Origin of the sequence: Flavobacterium resistens, from assembly GCF_900182645.1 — a bacterium.
Lineage (GTDB): Bacteria > Bacteroidota > Bacteroidia > Flavobacteriales > Flavobacteriaceae > Flavobacterium > Flavobacterium resistens.
Genome location: NZ_FXTA01000004.1, coordinates 484859 through 501035, shown reverse-complemented (window position 1 = coordinate 501035; position 16177 = coordinate 484859). Strand labels below are relative to the sequence as shown.

17 protein-coding genes are annotated in these 16177 nt (G+C 32.5%); 6 read left to right on the top strand and 11 right to left on the bottom strand.

Features of this window, described 5'->3' with window-relative positions; translation table 11 throughout:
- Positions 1–707: 707 nt before the first annotated feature.
- Positions 708–1943, bottom strand: a complete 1236-nt coding sequence (locus FN795_RS16865; protein WP_142451727.1) for an ABC transporter permease — start codon at positions 1941–1943, stop codon at positions 708–710.
- Positions 1944–2055: 112 nt separating this feature from the next.
- Complete coding sequence (locus tag FN795_RS16860) at positions 2056–2550, bottom strand: YkgJ family cysteine cluster protein (RefSeq protein WP_035653470.1); 495 nt, start codon at positions 2548–2550, stop codon at positions 2056–2058.
- 75 nt (positions 2551–2625) lie between these two features.
- Between FN795_RS16860 and FN795_RS16855 the strand changes: the two genes are divergently transcribed.
- Together FN795_RS16855 and FN795_RS16850 are read left to right on the top strand one after the other, a co-directional pair.
- The gene (locus FN795_RS16855) at positions 2626–3333 is read left to right on the top strand and encodes a class I SAM-dependent methyltransferase (protein ID WP_142451726.1); all 708 of its coding nucleotides are present in this window, start codon (positions 2626–2628) and stop codon (positions 3331–3333) included.
- Between the two features lie 16 nt (positions 3334–3349).
- A complete protein-coding gene (locus FN795_RS16850; protein ID WP_142451725.1) occupies positions 3350–3895 on the top strand; it encodes a YfiT family bacillithiol transferase in 546 nt (181 codons plus the stop codon).
- Between the two features lie 29 nt (positions 3896–3924).
- On the opposite strand, the gene FN795_RS16845 is transcribed toward FN795_RS16850, so the two are convergent.
- The 8 genes from FN795_RS16845 to FN795_RS16810 form a co-directional block, all read right to left on the bottom strand.
- Positions 3925–4557: a 7-carboxy-7-deazaguanine synthase QueE gene (locus FN795_RS16845; protein ID WP_142451724.1), complete on the bottom strand. Its 633-nt coding sequence runs from the start codon at positions 4555–4557 to the stop codon at positions 3925–3927.
- A gap of 100 nt (positions 4558–4657) precedes the next feature.
- Positions 4658–6325 (bottom strand): tetratricopeptide repeat protein, encoded by a 1668-nt coding sequence (locus FN795_RS16840; protein ID WP_142451723.1) that lies wholly within the window; start codon positions 6323–6325, stop codon positions 4658–4660.
- Between the two features lie 16 nt (positions 6326–6341).
- Positions 6342–7262: a PstS family phosphate ABC transporter substrate-binding protein gene (locus FN795_RS16835; RefSeq protein WP_142451722.1), complete on the bottom strand. Its 921-nt coding sequence runs from the start codon at positions 7260–7262 to the stop codon at positions 6342–6344.
- Between the two features lies 1 nt (position 7263).
- Positions 7264–7494, bottom strand: coding sequence for a hypothetical protein (locus FN795_RS21590; RefSeq protein ID WP_026728445.1), 231 nt, complete (start codon positions 7492–7494; stop codon positions 7264–7266).
- Complete coding sequence (locus tag FN795_RS16825) at positions 7494–8294, bottom strand: energy transducer TonB (RefSeq protein ID WP_142451721.1); 801 nt, start codon at positions 8292–8294, stop codon at positions 7494–7496. Before FN795_RS16825 ends, FN795_RS21590 begins: the two co-directional genes overlap by 1 nt.
- 37 nt (positions 8295–8331) lie before the next feature.
- Positions 8332–8889, bottom strand: a complete 558-nt coding sequence (locus FN795_RS16820; protein ID WP_142451720.1) for an ExbD/TolR family protein — start codon at positions 8887–8889, stop codon at positions 8332–8334.
- Between the two features lie 19 nt (positions 8890–8908).
- Positions 8909–9535, bottom strand: coding sequence for an ExbD/TolR family protein (locus FN795_RS16815; RefSeq protein ID WP_142451719.1), 627 nt, complete (start codon positions 9533–9535; stop codon positions 8909–8911).
- A 60-nt stretch (positions 9536–9595) separates the two neighbouring features.
- Entirely contained in the window at positions 9596–10420 is an 825-nt protein-coding gene (locus FN795_RS16810; RefSeq protein ID WP_142451718.1) for a MotA/TolQ/ExbB proton channel family protein, read from the bottom strand.
- Positions 10421–10800: 380 nt separating this feature from the next.
- On the opposite strand from FN795_RS16810, the gene FN795_RS16805 reads away from it, so the two are divergent.
- On the top strand, positions 10801–12318 hold the full coding sequence (locus tag FN795_RS16805) for a helicase HerA-like domain-containing protein (protein WP_142451717.1): 1518 nt from the start codon (positions 10801–10803) through the stop codon (positions 12316–12318).
- A 135-nt stretch (positions 12319–12453) separates the two neighbouring features.
- Here FN795_RS16805 and FN795_RS16800 read toward each other — a convergent pair whose 3' ends face one another.
- A complete protein-coding gene (locus tag FN795_RS16800) occupies positions 12454–13797 on the bottom strand; it encodes an FAD-dependent oxidoreductase (RefSeq protein ID WP_142451716.1) in 1344 nt (447 codons plus the stop codon).
- A gap of 270 nt (positions 13798–14067) precedes the next feature.
- Here FN795_RS16800 and FN795_RS16795 point away from each other — a divergent pair, with 270 nt between their 5' ends.
- From FN795_RS16795 to FN795_RS16785, 3 genes are all read left to right on the top strand, one after another.
- Complete coding sequence (locus FN795_RS16795) at positions 14068–14661, top strand: GNAT family N-acetyltransferase (protein ID WP_142451715.1); 594 nt, start codon at positions 14068–14070, stop codon at positions 14659–14661.
- A gap of 157 nt (positions 14662–14818) precedes the next feature.
- On the top strand, positions 14819–15262 hold the full coding sequence (locus FN795_RS16790; protein ID WP_142451714.1) for a hypothetical protein: 444 nt from the start codon (positions 14819–14821) through the stop codon (positions 15260–15262).
- Positions 15263–15327: 65 nt separating this feature from the next.
- Positions 15328–16122, top strand: coding sequence for a helix-turn-helix domain-containing protein (locus tag FN795_RS16785; RefSeq protein WP_142451713.1), 795 nt, complete (start codon positions 15328–15330; stop codon positions 16120–16122).
- Positions 16123–16177: the final 55 nt, after the last annotated feature.

Here is a 16177-nt window from a genome sequence, read left to right as displayed (position 1 = left end):
GGGGTGCAAATGTAAAAAGCATTTTCAAATCTCACAAGCTTTTCGAAATCTTTTTTTGAAAATATTTTTTCATCATGATTCCGTATTCTTGTCAGCATTTCAGTGAACGTCTCTCGTTGTTGCGGGTGCAAAAGTAGAACCTTTATTCAGTTATACAAGCTTTTTCGATGTGTTTTTTTCATCTTTTTTTGGATTATTTCTTAACTCGCTGATAACGGATTCTTTACAATCCAAAAAATTTTACTCATCTGTAGCCTTTTTCTGAATCAAGGTGCGGTTTTGATTGTTTCCGGGGCTTTTCTGCTTTCCGTTTTATTGATTTTTTAGTCTTTCGTACACTTCTTTGACAAGAAAACAACCTTTTGAAGTCGAACATTTGGCCGTTTTGATTCCGGAAAGGCGCAAAAGTCCCGAGCTTTCTTCCTTTCAGCCCCTCCTTTTACACGCAATCTTCCCTTCTCACTCTGGATTTCTCCTCAAAACAGCTCCCATAGCCCCGATAGTAGCGGAAATCCTTTTGCTTTTTTCTTTAAAAAGCAAAAGATTGGAGCGGATAGCGGGAAATAGCTCCTTATATACAATCCAAAATTCAGTTTTTTTTTACTCTTATATATAGTATAGCTTTCTATATACATATATGTATAGAAAAAAAACAAACCCGACAGGTTTTCAAAAACTGTCGGGTTTGAAATGAAAATATTTAAATATCAATCAAAACGAATTGCTTTGACTGGAGATATTCTCGTTATTATATAAGACGGAATCAGCAAGACCATAAAACAAATTATCACTGTAAGTAAATTTAATGCTATTACATAACCCCAATTTAAATATACTGGAGCTTGGTTTACATAATAATTTTCTGGATTAAGATGAACAACTCCGAACTGCTGCTGAATTAACAAGATTGAAATACCTATAAGATTACCCCAAAACAGACCTCGTATTATTAGATAGAAAGCGTTATATAGAAATATTTTTCTGACTGTCCAATTATTTGCGCCAAGAGATTTTAAAATACCAATCATTTGTGTACGCTCTAAAATAAGAACCAGCAATGCTACTACCATATTTATAGTTGCAACCAAGATCATAACACCAAGAATTACTACTATATTAAAATCAAAAAGTTGCAACCAATCAAAAATATAACTGTACTTTTCAATTATAGTTTTAGTATCCAAGCCCGAGGGGGTTTGCTCGTAAATTTGATTGCCGGTTTGCTTTATTTTTGTAAAATCTTTTACAAAAACTTCGAAAGCACCTATTTGATCAGGATTCCATTTGTTGATTCTCTGGATATGACGAATGTCACCTATTATAAAAGTAGCGTCAAAATCCTGAAATCCCGAACTAAAAATACCTACAATTTTAAATCGGCGGCTATTTGGCACTTTCCCTTGTTCTTCTTTTATAAAAAAAGTATTAAAACTATCTCCTAATTTTAAATTGAGTCGGTCAGCAAGATATCTGGAAATAATAACTTCTTCATTGAGTGATTTTGTAAAATCTGGCAAATTTCCCTCTACAAGATATTCTTTTATATTGCTCCAATCGTAATCAGCACCTACTCCTTTAAAAACTATTCCTTCGAATGCGTTTGCAGTTCTAATGATTCCTGCTTTTGTAGCAATTGCCTGGACATGACTTACCTCTGGAACGGATTTGAAATTAGGATAAAAATCTTGTTTTTTTGAAATTGGAACTAAAGTAACTTCAGAATTATTGTTATCAAAATTCGATATAATAACCTGACCATTGAAAGCAGAGATTTTATCTCTGATTTTTTGCTGCAGTCCAATTCCGGTTGCTACGGAAACCAGCATCATAATAATACCAATTGCAATTGCCGAAATAGCAATTTTTATGATTGGCGCCGAAATACTGCTTTTATAATCCTTTGCAGTAATAAGTCTTTTGGCTATAAAATATTCTAAATTCAATTTAATGATGTTATATGATGATACTTACCGCTTAATTTATTTAAGTCAAAAATACGTTTAAAAAATCAGAATTGAATTGTCAGAAAAAACAATTACGATTTTTTCAGATTCCTTATAAAGGCATTTTCTTTTTCATTTCTTCAACAATATTATATGCAGCAGGGCATATTGCTACATTTTTTAATGTCAGATCTGAAATTTGATGAAACTTTTTACGATCAGTATGTGGGAATTCGCGACATGCCTTTGGACGCACGTCATATATCATACAATAATTTTCACTATCCAAGAAAGTACACGGAACACTTTTTAAAACATAATCTTTATCTTCATCAATTCGTAAATACTGATCAATAAATTGCTGTGGTTTTTGCCTAAACGATTTCGCGATTCTTTCAATATCAGCCAAGGTAAATAACGGCCCTGTAGTTTTACAACAATTGGCGCATTGCAGACAATCCGTTTTTTTGAATTCGGCGTCATGCAAATCCTGCATTATATAATCTAAATTTTTAGGCTGTTTCTTTTTAAGCTTATCAAAATACTTTTTGTTTTCGATATGCTTATCTTTGGCTAACTTATTTAAGTTATTTAAAATTTGCTTCAAGTTTAAAATTTAAAGTTGATTCTGCAAAATTAAACAACTTTGAACTTGAAACCTTAATCTTTGAACTAAATTACGATGAAAGATCTATTTGGGAAAGCGATGTACGATTTCCAAACCAATAATTCACCTGAAGATATTATTACCGAGACCTCAATTTCTGAAGAAGACGAAATGAGTGTTGCGTATTTATTTCGGTCTTATAATGAAATGCCGAAATTAGAACAAAAAGCACTTCAGTTATCTTTCGGCAAAATTTTAGATGTGGGGTGCGGAGCAGGAAGTCATAGTCTTTCATTACAAAATGATCGTAATTTAGATGTCACCTCGATTGATATTTCAGAAAAAGCAATCGAAACTTGTAAATTAAGAGGAGTAAAAAAACCAAAAGTTCAAAACATTCTTGATTTTCAAGAAGAAAAATTCGACACCATTCTTCTATTAATGAATGGTACCGGAATTTTTGGAAAATTAGAAAACTGCAATCAATATTTATCAAAACTTAAATCGTTATTAAATCCTGGAGGTCAAATTTTAATTGACAGTTCAGATATTATATATATGTTTGATGAGGATGAAGATGGCGGAAAATGGATTCCGTCAAGCAATGATTATTATGGAGAACTAACTTTTACAATTTCTTACAAAGGAGAAAAAGAAGAATCGTTTGACTGGCTTTATCTAGATTACAACACACTACAAAACGCAGCAATTGCTAATGGATTAAAATGTGAACTTATTTTAGAGGGCGAACATTATGATTATTTAGCCAAACTTTCTATTTAACATTTAAACATACACAATGAAAGAATTTGATCTTGAAAATTTAAAATATCCTATTGGAAAATTTATTGCTCCAGAACATTATTCGCCAGAATATCATTCTGAAAGAATTAAAGAAATTGAAGCTTTCCCTGAAAAATTAGCAAAAGAAACCATTCATTTGACCAATGAGCAATTGGATACGCCTTATCGTCCCGATGGATGGACCGTGAGACAAGTTATCCATCATTGCGCTGAAAGTCACATGCATTGTTATGTTAGAATCAAATGGGCATTAACTGAAAACAATCCCGTGATTAAAGCTTATGATGAAGTTTTATGGTCTGAACTAAATGATAATTTAACAATGCCGATTCAGCCAACCTTAGATTTATTAAAAGGGCTTCATTTCAGACTAGGCTATATCATGAAAAACTTATCAGAATCTGATTTAGAAAAGACGTTTATACATCCAGCAGATAACTCAGAAAACAAACTAAAGAAAATTATAGGAATGTATGCCTGGCATGGAAACCACCATTTGGCGCACATTACGACTTTAAAAAAATATAAAAACTGGCAATAAAAAAATCTCTTCAATTGAAGAGATTTTTTTTACGGTATATTCAAATATTTATGCGTCTGTAGAGAAACACGCCATTTTGGATTATTCATTACATAATCAACAATCAGCGGAGTCATTTCTTCTTTTTTACTCCATTCTGGCTGAAGAAACAGAATTGCATTGTCATTAACAAGTTCGGCTTGTTCTTCTGCAAAAATAAAATCGTGTTTGTTGTAGATAATCACTTTTAATTCATCAGCATTATCATAAACCGTTTGAGTTGGCAATTTGTTCTTCTTTGGTGAAAGGCAAATCCAATCCCAAGTTCCACTTAAAGGATATGCTCCAGATGTTTCAATATGAACTTTTAAATTTTCATTTTTTAATTGCTGCGTAAGCAAAGTCATATCCCATGTTAAAGGCTCCCCACCAGTTATTACTACAGTATCTGCATAAGTTGAAGCATTTTTCACAATTAAATCAATACTTGTTGGCGGATGAAGTTCTGCATTCCAGCTTTCTTTCACATCGCACCAATGACAACCAACATCACATCCTCCAATTCTAATAAAATACGCCGCTGTCCCTGTATGATAACCTTCTCCCTGAATGGTATAAAATTCTTCCATCAGAGGCAACATAGCTCCTTTATTAACTTCTAATTGTATTTCTTTTGATAACATTATTCAATTTTAAAGTGCAAAGATAGTCATTTCTTAACGGAACAAAAAAACCGACAGCTCATTGAACTGTCGGTTTTATAATAAGTTAGAAACTAATTTATTATTTTAAAGCTTTTACAGAATCAGCTGCATATTTATTAGCAGGATCTAAAACTAAAGATTTATTGAAATATTCAACTGCTTTAGCTTTGTCTGTATTAGCATAAGCTGCACCAATACTATTGTAAGACTCAACTATTTTTTTTACTGTCGCAGGTTTTGCTAATTCTTCAGCACCTTTAGCAGTTGTTTTTGCAACATACTCTTCGTAGTTTTTGATAATTAAATCATCTTTTTCCAATAAGTTATTGATTCTTCCTTTGTATAAGTAAGCCTCATCATAAGTAGGAGAAGCCACAAGAACTCTGTCAAAAGCAGCATCAGCTTTAGTCAAAGCAGCAGCATCAGCAGTCCCAGCAGGTTTGTTAGCATTAGCATAATAAAGTGAAATACCTAAATAAACATTATCGTTTAAGTAGTTTTTTTGCTCTGTATTAGTTGTGCTTAACTCATAAATAGCAGCAGCTTGATTGTATTGTTTTTTACCAAACAATTCTTTACCAAAATCACCAAGATCCTCAACAGCTAATGGTTCCATAGCAACGGCTTTTTTGATATCAGTCAAACCAGCTTCAAACGCAGAAGCTTCAATTGTACCATCAGCAGCAGTACCTTTTTTAATTTTCGCAAATCCTAAGTATAAATAATCTTTAGCAATTACTTTATTGTTAGGAACTTTTACATAATCCTCTAATGATTTAAGAGCAACATCGATGTTTCCATTCTCATAAGCAGAATATCCTAAATATCTGTAAATTCTAGGATTAACTTTGTCCTCAGCAATCATTTTGTTTGCAACAGTTTCTAGACTTTTGTAATCTTTTACCAAGATCAAGAAATCTGCATGACGCATTTTTGAATCTAAAGAGTAATCTGTTAAACTTAAATATTTCTCGTAATTTGTAATTGCATTCTGCAAATTAGTTTTAGCTGTAGAAGGCTTATTTCTAGCCCATTTGTAATACGTTTCAGCTAATTCTCTGTAAACAGGACCATAACCAGCATTAATAGTAATAACTTCATTGAATGCTTTAATAGCTTCATCATATGATTTAGCACCTTTCAACAAAACACCTAATTGCATTTTAGCTCTCAAAAGCGTTGGATCAGCAGTAAAAGCATCACGGTAAGCTTTGTAAGCATCATTTTGATTATTTGCTCCGTAATAAGCATCACCAATTGTAAGCAAAGCTGTTGGATTTTGTGGTTCAATTGCTAAAGCACGTTTCAAACTAGTGATTGCACTATTGTAATCAGGATTGTTTGAATTGATGTAAGCTTTACCGATGTAGATATATTCATCAACATCTTTACGCTTCATATCTTTAGTTGCCAAACCAAAATTAGCTTGAGCAGCAGCGGTATTTTTGTTATCAAGATCAATTTGACCTAATCCAATATAATTCAGATTTTTTTTATCAGCTGCTTCAATACCATTTAGGTAATAAATTTTAGCAGAATCGATAACGCTTTGGTTTAAATAGATATTACCTAAAACAAAATTAGCTTCACCATCTGAAGGCTTTGCTTTGATGATTGACTTTAGCAAAGATTTTGCCTTTTGAAACTGCTCAGCATCAATTGCTTTTTTAGCTTCTTTGATGTCTTGCGCGTTTGCAACAGAAGCTGTAGCAACTAAGGCAAGACTAAAAATTTTAAATTTATTCATCTTTGTAGTAATTAATTTATTCTTTATCTTTTAAAATTTGGGTTCTAATATTAAGTTTTCTTCCCGGTGTTTTCACTGGCATCAAACTAGATTTCAATATAATTCTTTGACCAATTTCTCCTGCCATAAATGACGAGAAGCCCATTCCTAATCCTGTATAACCCTGACAATTTATAATAAACAAATCACGTGCCAAAGGATACTTCTCTTCGGCAAGGTCATTTTGGCTTGGATAGTAATATTGATTGCCGTTTACACCTTTCACGCCCAAAATATTGACTTTTTCTATATATTGAGTCATATTTGCTGAAGGCTGAGACAACCAATTAACACCAACTACCCCAATCATTCCTTCGTTTTCAGAAACGAATTTAATCACTTCATCATTGGTTTTAAAAGAAAACACTCCAGTTGCTGGAATATCTTTCATCTTGGCCAAATCCTTCATATAACGAACTGTACTAGAGTTTGGATTATCAAAAACAAGCCCTTTAATTCCGGTATCTTTTTTTCCTTGCATAAAATCTATCACAGACTTCAACGCAATTAATGTGTCATTATTGCTTTTATTTGAAATTAAAGCTATTGCATCTATAGCAAACGGCGTAACTCTAGGATTAATTTTACTTTTTTCAAATCTTTTCAATTCTTCCGCTGTCAAATTACGAGCAGTTACTACAACTTTAGCTTTTTTATTAAGCAAATCATTGATAAGCTCAACCTCAGATTTAGGTTTCACATTGATTTTGGCATCATAGTAAGTTCCTTCGAAAACAGCAACCTGATCATCAACAATTGGTTTTATTGTTTCATCAACTGTAACATCAAGTGATCCTTTTAAAATTGTTTCTTCTGATTCATTCTTGCTTTTTTGGTTGCACATGGCAAACAAAAAAACAAAAGCAACCAAACCAAAGACTTTACTATACTTCAACATATTAGTCCGTATTAGAATTAATTAACCTAAGGAAGCGTATTCCTGAATACACAATCAATAGTCCTCCAAAAGCATATCTGTATTTAGGTTCCATGTTTAAAGGTAATTTTTCCCAAAACATAATCATTAAACCCAGCACAAGATATATTAAAAAAAACAGTATTCCTAAAACAAGAAGAAATCGCTCTTTGAGCGATTTCTTCTGAATATTATTAAGCATATCTTTTAACATTATTCTGCAGATTGAATAGTAATAGGAAGAGAGTACAATACCCTAACTTTTTTACCATTTTGTTCGCCAGGAGTCCATTTTGGACATTTTTTAAGAACACGAATTGCTTCTGCTCCTGTACCGTAACCGATATCCCTTAAAACTTTAATGTCGGTTAATGAACCGTCTTTTTCAACTACAAACGTAACGTAAACTTTACCTTTTAAACCTTCTTCTTCTGGAGTTTTATAATTGTTTCCTACGAATTTGTAGAATTTTTCAATACCTCCAGGGAAATCTGGTTTTACTTCGATACCAGCTGTGTTATATACTTGGTTATCTTCTTCAACTACTGCAGCAGTTCCAGTACCTACTGGTTCCTCAACAGTTAAAACTGCATCTGGATCTCCTTTAATAGTTTCAGCACCAACTTTCTTATCTTTAAGATCTTCAATTTTTGGTGGATCCTCAGTAACTTCTTCTGCTTTAGCAACAACCGGCTTCACAAACTTCACCTGATCCACTTTTGGTGGTGGTGGCGGTGGTGGCGGTTCATTTGGTTTTACCTCTTCTTTTTTCTTAGGAGGTAATTTAACTGTAGCGATCTTAATATCTTTATTCGCATCATCTTCGCTAGAATCTGGCAAATAGCTTGCAATAAGAGGAGCTGCTACAGCAAAGCTAAAAATAATCGAACCAATGATAAGTGCTCTTACCGTAGTTTTGTTGTTCGATTTTCTTAACTCATATGCACCATATATCTTATTACGTCCTTCGAATACGATATCAAGCCACTGATTTTTTATAATATCTAATTTCATTTTTCTTGATTATTAGGATGTTCAAACAAGATAATTCTTATTTTTTATCTATCAATTTTGTTTCCTCAGGACTAAACTCAGGAACAATTGCATAAGTTTCAACTCCAGTGATCGCCATTTCATCTAAGATATCAACCAAATTACGGTAATTTGATTTCTTAGTTGGTTTGATAATCACAATGATTCCATTCTTAGGTTTTCCTAAAGCTGTAGAATATGCTAAAACATTTTGTTTCTGTTTTAATAATTCTCTACGGATACCATCTTTTCCATAAGTTATATCCTTAGGACCTACTTTAGGACTAGCTAATAATCCCATGTAATAAATCACTTTATTATCTCCACCTAACATTACTGTCATAGTACGATTCTCATCTACTTTGGTATCCTTTTGTTCCGGATTTTTCTCATCCTTATCCGGCAACGATAAATCCATCGCTTTAGGTTTTGACAACGATGTGGTTAACATAAAGAACGTGATCAATAAGAATGCCAAATCCACCATTGCCGTTAAATCGACTTTTGAGTTTTGCTTTTTACTTCTTACTTTACCACCTTTTCCGCCACCACTGTCGCCAGTATTTAATTCAGCCATTTTAGTGTATCTTTTTTAATTAAAAGTCTTTTCCTCTTGTACCTGTAACTAAGTTAAAGGAATTGATTTTTTGCTCCTGTAAAATATCCATAATCTTTTTGATTTGAGGATATTGTTCTTTAGCATCTCCTTTGATTGCAATCTCTAACTCTTTGTCTTCAAGGTCAATTGTAGCTCTTCTTGAAACCAAAAGCCACTCTTTTAATTGATTATCCAAAGAATCGATTGGAATACCTGGCTGATTTGCTTTAGTTCTATCAGCTGCTTTCATATCAATGATTTGCTTTAAACTTGCTACTGGAACACCAAAGTCATCCATTAACGCAAATTTAGCTTTATCATCTTCTGAAAAAGTCACTCCAAATTTTGCTCCCATACCTTCAAGAGTTCTTTTACGAATCTCTCTTCCTTTGATATCGAAAAACACTTTGCTCTTTCCGTCTGATCCTTTTCCTATTGTAATAATTGCCAAATTAGAATCTGGTAATTTATGTTCTACAGTAGAAGCAGGCATATCTACAGGAAGCGCTTCAGGAACTTTAGCAGTAGCAGTCAAGATAAAGAACGTAAGCAAAAGGAACGCAACATCACACATGGCAGTCATATCTGTCGATGTTGACTTCTTTTTCATTTTAATTTTAGCCATTATCTTTTATTTTATTTTTTTGATATAATTAAATCTAATTATTTATATATCAAAAATTAATTATTGTTTTAAACTTCCTCTGAATTTTCTGTAAGTATTCACGATTGTAGTACCAGCCTCATCGATAGAGTAAGTTAAATCGTCAATTTTAGCAGTAAAGAAGTTGTAAGAAACAATTGCAAAGATAGAAGTAGAGATACCTGTTGCAGTGTTGATAAGTGCCTCAGAGATACCTGTTGCAAGAGCTGCCTGGTCTGGAGTTCCAGCAGAAGCTAACGCACCAAACGCTTTAATCATACCTGATACTGTTCCTAATAATCCTCCTAATGTACCTAAAGATACTAAAGTAGAGATAATAGTCATATTTTTTTCTAACATTGGCATTTCTAATGAAGTAGCCTCTTCGATTTCTTTGTGGATTACTTCTGAAGCCTCTTCACTATTGAAACCTTCTTTTTTAACGTCTTGATATTTAATCAAAGCAGATTTAATTGCATTTGCAACTGAACCTTGTTGTTTGTCACATGAAGCGATAGCAGCCTCGATGTTTCCTTCTTTAATGCTTCCTTGAACACTTTTCATGAATTTGTCTAAGTTAGCTTTACCTGCAGCTTTACCGATAACGATAAATCTTTCAATAGAAAAAACAACAACCATTAAAAGCATACCTAATAATACTGGTACAATGAAACCTCCTTTGTAAACCATACCTAAAGTATTGATTGGGTGACCTGTTTCTGGATTCCCTCCTTCAAAGTTAGCTGAATCCCCCATAACGAATTTCCAAATACACCAACCAACAAAAACACATGCTGCAATAATGATTCCTGAAATCATTCCTCCCCCATTTGAAGTGCTTTCTTTTTTAACTTTAACGTTTGCCATTTTTTTTAATTTTAATAGTTTTAAATAATTTTTATTTTTTAGTTATATTTAACTTGTAGAGGAGCAAATTTATACGTTTAGTTTAAATAAAAAAACTTTTTTTAATTTTATTGAAGGAAATTTAACGTCAATTTAAAAAATATCTCATTAATTTGTCGCTGTCATTTTTTTGATAAACCAAAAAAAAGGTCGATTAGTAAAAAAATTACAACGTTTTAGTAAATATTCAATTAATCCATTGAAATCTTCTTAAAAAGCTGAGAATTTATTTTTTATATCATTTTCAATCAAAAAAAGCATTTTCTTACTAAAAAAAATATAGTCTTATTGTTAAAAAATGAAGCAAAACTCTTATAATCATCTAAATTACAAATAAAAACATGAATAAAAAAGATAATTTCATTCAAGACATCAACAACGGTTATCTTTCTAAAGGCGATAGCATTACTTTAGGAAGTGCAATTCTGGATGGAGAGGCTGTTGCAGATGCTCATGTAAAAATTCCGTTAAAAACCCTGAACCGCCACGGACTTATAGCTGGCGCGACTGGAACTGGAAAAACAAAGACAATTCAGGTTTTCTCAGAACAATTATCAAATGTGGGAATTCCTGTTTTAATGATGGATATTAAAGGAGACTTCAGTGGTATTGCAAAAGAAGGCAAAGAACAAAGCTTTATTACGGAACGCCATGCAAAAATGAATATACCTTATAATGTAGCTTCATTTCCTGTAGAATTAATGTCACTCTCTAAACAAAACGGAGTTCGTCTTCGTGCAACGGTATCTGAATTTGGTCCTGTGCTGTTTTCCAGAATATTAGACCTTAATGATACTCAGGCTGGTGTTGTTGCAGTTATTTTTAAATATTGTGATGACAAACAAATGCCTTTATTAGATTTAAAAGACATTAAAAAAGTCATTAATTATATTACTGAAGAAGGTAAAGACGAAATTGCAGCAGATTATGGTAAAATTTCTACTGCAACAACAGGAACAATTCTTCGAAAAATAATTGAATTGGAGCAACAAGGCGGTGATTTATTTTTTGGTGAATTATCTTTTGACACTGAAGATTTGATGCGAATTGACGAAAATGGAAAAGGTTATGTAAATATCATCCGCTTGACGGATATTCAGGATAAACCAAAATTGTTTTCAACTTTCATGTTAAGTTTACTTGCCGAAATTTATCAAAAAATGCCTGAAAAAGGTGATGCCGAACAACCAGAATTAGTAATTTTTATTGACGAAGCGCATTTGATTTTTAATGAAGCCAGCAAAGCATTATTGGAACAAATTGAGACTATTGTAAAATTGATTCGTTCAAAGGGTGTTGGTGTTTATTTTGTAACTCAAAACCCGATGGATGTTCCAAGTGGTGTTTTGGCGCAATTGGGTTTAAAAATCCAGCATGCATTAAGAGCTTTTACAGCAAATGATCGCCAGGCAATTAAAAAGACGGCAGATAATTATCCAACTTCCGATTATTATAAAACGGATGAGTTGCTAACTAGTTTAGGAATTGGAGAAGCATTAGTTACTGCGTTAAGCGAAAAAGGGATTCCGACTCCGCTTGTTGCGACGATGATGCGCGCGCCAATGAGCAGAATGGATATTTTAACCGACGATGAAATTGAAGAAATAAACGGCAAATCAAAATTGGTTAAAAAATATGCCGAAGAAATTGATCGGGAAAGTGCCTACGAAATATTGAATAAAAAGATTGAAAGCGCTACTCAGGCTGCAGCTGAACAAGAAGAACAAGCTCCAACAAAATCTTCAAAAACAGGACCTAGTACTACAGAAGTCGTTACAAAATCTGTTTTGAAAGTTGTTACCAGTGCTACTTTTATTAGAGGCGTTTTTGGTGTTTTGACCAAAATCTTTAAGAAGTAGAAATTACATCATATAAATGATATAAGTTCATTTAATTTTATAAATACAAAACCCGAAAGATTTTAAAATCTTTCGGGTTTTATTATTAGACACAAATGAATTTATATCAACTTATATCACTTATATGGCTAAAAGTTATGCGTTTTGTAGCAACGCAAGAATTTTATTTTCAACTTCTGGCGTATTCCAGATATTTTCGATGTTGTCTAGTTTTAAAACTTCTTCCATAATTGCATTTTGAAAATCACCAATCGCTAAAGCTTCAGAATAAGGACGATCACTAAATGTAACACGGCTGTAAAGCGGAATCCATTTGTCTGGATGTTTATCGGAAAAAATCTTTTCTATTTTCTTTTGAAGCAAGAATTTTTCATCTGCAGTTTTAGTGCTCATTTCCATAAAATTACGATATGAAAGCTCTGCAATTGCATCTGCATTTGGTTTTCTGGAAATTTGGTATTCTGAAAATATTTTTTTCCAATCGTCTTGGTACTTTTCAATCATTTCATTCAAAACCGTAATATCTTCAAAACCTGCATTCATTCCTTGTCCATAAAACGGAACAATGGCGTGACAAGCATCTCCAATCAAAGCAATTTTATTCTCAAAAGTCCACGGAAAACATTTCATTGTAACCAAAGTACTCGTTGGATTTTTAAAGAAATCATTTGCCAACTCCGGAATCACCTCAATCGAATCCGGGAAATTTTTCTCAAAGAAATCTTCCACCATTTTACGATCCGTCAATGATTCGAAAGAGTTTTCACCTTCAAAAGGCATAAATAAAGTACAGGTAAAACTTCCGTCAAGATTTGGCAATGCAATTAACATGTACTCGCCTCTTGGCCAAATATGAAATGAGTTTTTATCTAATTTATGAGTTCCATCAGCATTTGCCGGAATATTCAATTCTTTATAACCCATATTCAAAAATTCCTGCGAATAATTGAACATGCTCTGTCGCTGCATTCTGTGGCGGATTCTTGAGAACGCTCCATCGGCACCAAAAACCATATCAAATTTTCGTTCTTCCCACTCGCCTCTTTCGCTTTCGCCAATATGCAAGGTTGCATCGCTTAAGGTAACGTCCCAAACTTTTTGCTCAAAATGAAATTCAGCTCCGGCTTCTTCAGCCAAATCGATCATTTTTCTGTTCAGTTTTCCTCTTGAAATCGAATAAATAGATTCTCCTTCCTGGCCATAATTCTGAAAATTCAATTTATCTACTAAATGAATCGCACGTTTATCCATCGGAATTGCAATTTCACGAACCGAATCGCCAACTCCTACAGCATCAAGTGCTTTCCATCCGCGATTCGACATCGCCAAATTTATAGAACGGCCAGAGAAATTTATTTTTCTAATATCGGGACTACGATCATAAACATGAACGGTGTGACCAGCTTTTTTAAGATAAATTGCCAAAAGCGATCCTACAAGTCCAGAACCAACTACAGCAATTTTTAATGAAGTTTGCATCGAGGGAAATTCTAATATATTGGGTCGTAAAAATAAGTAATAATTATAGATAACCTTTAAAATAAACGAATTATTTGTGAGCCAACTATTTCGAATAACGTTTTTAATTGTTATAGTTTTAAAAGTTAATCATACCTATAATATAATTGGGCAAAATCAGAATTTGATCTTTTGTTTTACAAATGCAACATTTTGTTATATTATTCAATTTATTTACAAAAATTAAACAACTACCTTCGCTTTAAGATTACATTAATATTTTAAAAAATCATGAACAGCGAAATTTTACAATCGGATATTATTCTAGAAAACGAAAAAGCAGTATTAATTCCATTTGATAGTGAAAGAAATACAGAACTCAAACAAATTATTTTTGATGATGAAATCTGGAAATATATGGGAATGTACGTTCGAAATGAACGAGATTTCGAAAACTATATTCAAAGCACCTTAAAACAAAAAGCAGACGGAATTTGTTATCCGTTTTTAATTATAGACAAAGCAACAAATAAAGTTGCAGGAAGCACACGTTATGGTTATGTGAATCATGCGAGTCAAAAATGCGAAATTGGCTGGACTTGGTACGGAAAAGAATTTCAAGGAACTGGTTTAAACAAAGCCTGCAAATTTGAGTTGCTGAATTTTGGTTTTGAAAAGATTCAATTTAGAAGAATACAATTCAGCGCAGATCTAGAAAATATAAGATCACAGAGAGCAATTGAAAAACTTGGAGCTTTAAAAGAAGGACTTTTTAGAAATAATTATGTTGATTCTGAAGGAAAAAGCAAAGACGACGTTTATTTTAGTATTATTTTGGAAGAATGGGAAAATACTAAACGAGATTATTTTGGGGAGTTTATATAATTACATTTTATTCTTTAACAAAAAAAGTGATACATTAGCTTGATACAATTTTCAAAAATCCATGAAAAATAAAACCTTTTTTATCCTATTTTTTATTCTGGTTTCTTTCAATTTTTATGCGCAATCAAAGTTGTTGACTGGCAATAAACATTTAATAATGCTAAATATTCCCAAAAATTGGATTCAGGTTGAGAATGAGCAAATTCCTTTTTTAATAAAACCTAATGAAAAAAATGTCAGCGATAATACATATATGTATGTTTACGGATTAGATTATCAATCGCCTCCTGATATGGATTTATGGATTGAAGGAAATAATTCAGGCTTAAAAAATGATATTCCTCAAATAAAGATTAGCGATTTAAATTTAAAATTTGAGAATTTAAAAACTGGGAATTTTTTGACTGGACGTTACAAACCTGTATCTTATATTTATCCAGATTCTAAAGAAGAAGTTTTACTGGTTATTGAATCAAAAACTACAATTATTACTGCTGTTCTTTCTGCAAAGGATAATGTCGAATTCAATAAATATCTTGATTCTTTTAAAGAACTGGTTAATTCATTAAAAATTAATGGAGCCAATGTTACCTATAAATAAATATCTGAAATTCCGTTTCGCCAGATTTATAAAAAAATAAAAAACAGCAAGACAACACTTAAAAAATGAACCTCTACTCTGAACATTATGTCTCTAATAAAACGGAAAGGTTCGTCAATAAAATTTGGTGTCTTGACAACAGCATCGGCGAAAGCCAAATTGAAAACAAACTCGTTTTACCAAATGGCTGTTTTAATCTAGCGATTGTAAACGGAAATGCAATAGAAGTTCATACAAGCAAACAGAAATATGAAATGAGTGAAGGCATTTATTTCTGTTCACAAATGACCAATAAAGTTCTGGTCAATATTCAGCCGAAAACTAAAGTCACTATTATTCAGCTTCACGCCTGGACGATTTCGATGTTTCCCAAATATGACTTGAGCAATTTTGTCGATTCAATCATTAAAATTGATGCGGCAGAATTGCCTTTTCAAATTCAGATTGATTCTGATATTGAAACTTTATTAGGTAAATTAAACTCTTATTTTGAAGAACTGAATAATTCAAATCCGAATCAAAATACGATTGAAAAAATCTGTGAAATAATCCGAATGCAGGAAGAAGAAATTTCAGTTTCGGACATTTCTAAAAAGATAAAATCTTCGCAGCGTCTTCTTCAAATTAAATTTAAAACGGCAACTGGGCTTACGATCAAAAAGTACATTCAGATTTTAAAATTCAGAAAATCGGTCGACCAGATGATTTCTGCCGATTTAGAAAAAATGAGTCTGACCGATATTGCGCTCTACAATAAATATTTTGATCAATCTCATTTTATACGAAAGTTCAAAGACGTAACAAAAGCAAGTCCGAAAACATTCAATCCAAGTTCGTATTTTCTTTCTCAAAAAAGATAATATTTCGCTTTTGTACAATTTCCCTATTTTTGATTGTAGTATTCTTGCAAAATCA

Coding starts and splice junctions, on each gene's coding strand:
- FN795_RS16855 (WP_142451726.1), top strand. CDS start 2,626: ATGAAAGATCTATTTGGGAAAGCGATGTACGATTTCCAAACCAATAAT.
- FN795_RS16850 (WP_142451725.1), top strand. CDS start 3,350: ATGAAAGAATTTGATCTTGAAAATTTAAAATATCCTATTGGAAAATTT.
- FN795_RS16845 (WP_142451724.1), bottom strand. CDS start 4,557: ATGTTATCAAAAGAAATACAATTAGAAGTTAATAAAGGAGCTATGTTG.
- FN795_RS16840 (WP_142451723.1), bottom strand. CDS start 6,325: ATGAATAAATTTAAAATTTTTAGTCTTGCCTTAGTTGCTACAGCTTCT.
- FN795_RS16835 (WP_142451722.1), bottom strand. CDS start 7,262: ATGTTGAAGTATAGTAAAGTCTTTGGTTTGGTTGCTTTTGTTTTTTTG.
- FN795_RS21590 (WP_026728445.1), bottom strand. CDS start 7,494: ATGTTAAAAGATATGCTTAATAATATTCAGAAGAAATCGCTCAAAGAG.
- FN795_RS16825 (WP_142451721.1), bottom strand. CDS start 8,294: ATGAAATTAGATATTATAAAAAATCAGTGGCTTGATATCGTATTCGAA.
- FN795_RS16820 (WP_142451720.1), bottom strand. CDS start 8,889: ATGGCTGAATTAAATACTGGCGACAGTGGTGGCGGAAAAGGTGGTAAA.
- FN795_RS16815 (WP_142451719.1), bottom strand. CDS start 9,535: ATGGCTAAAATTAAAATGAAAAAGAAGTCAACATCGACAGATATGACT.
- FN795_RS16810 (WP_142451718.1), bottom strand. CDS start 10,420: ATGGCAAACGTTAAAGTTAAAAAAGAAAGCACTTCAAATGGGGGAGGA.
- FN795_RS16805 (WP_142451717.1), top strand. CDS start 10,801: ATGAATAAAAAAGATAATTTCATTCAAGACATCAACAACGGTTATCTT.
- FN795_RS16800 (WP_142451716.1), bottom strand. CDS start 13,797: ATGCAAACTTCATTAAAAATTGCTGTAGTTGGTTCTGGACTTGTAGGA.
- FN795_RS16795 (WP_142451715.1), top strand. CDS start 14,068: ATGAACAGCGAAATTTTACAATCGGATATTATTCTAGAAAACGAAAAA.
- FN795_RS16790 (WP_142451714.1), top strand. CDS start 14,819: ATGCTAAATATTCCCAAAAATTGGATTCAGGTTGAGAATGAGCAAATT.
- FN795_RS16785 (WP_142451713.1), top strand. CDS start 15,328: ATGAACCTCTACTCTGAACATTATGTCTCTAATAAAACGGAAAGGTTC.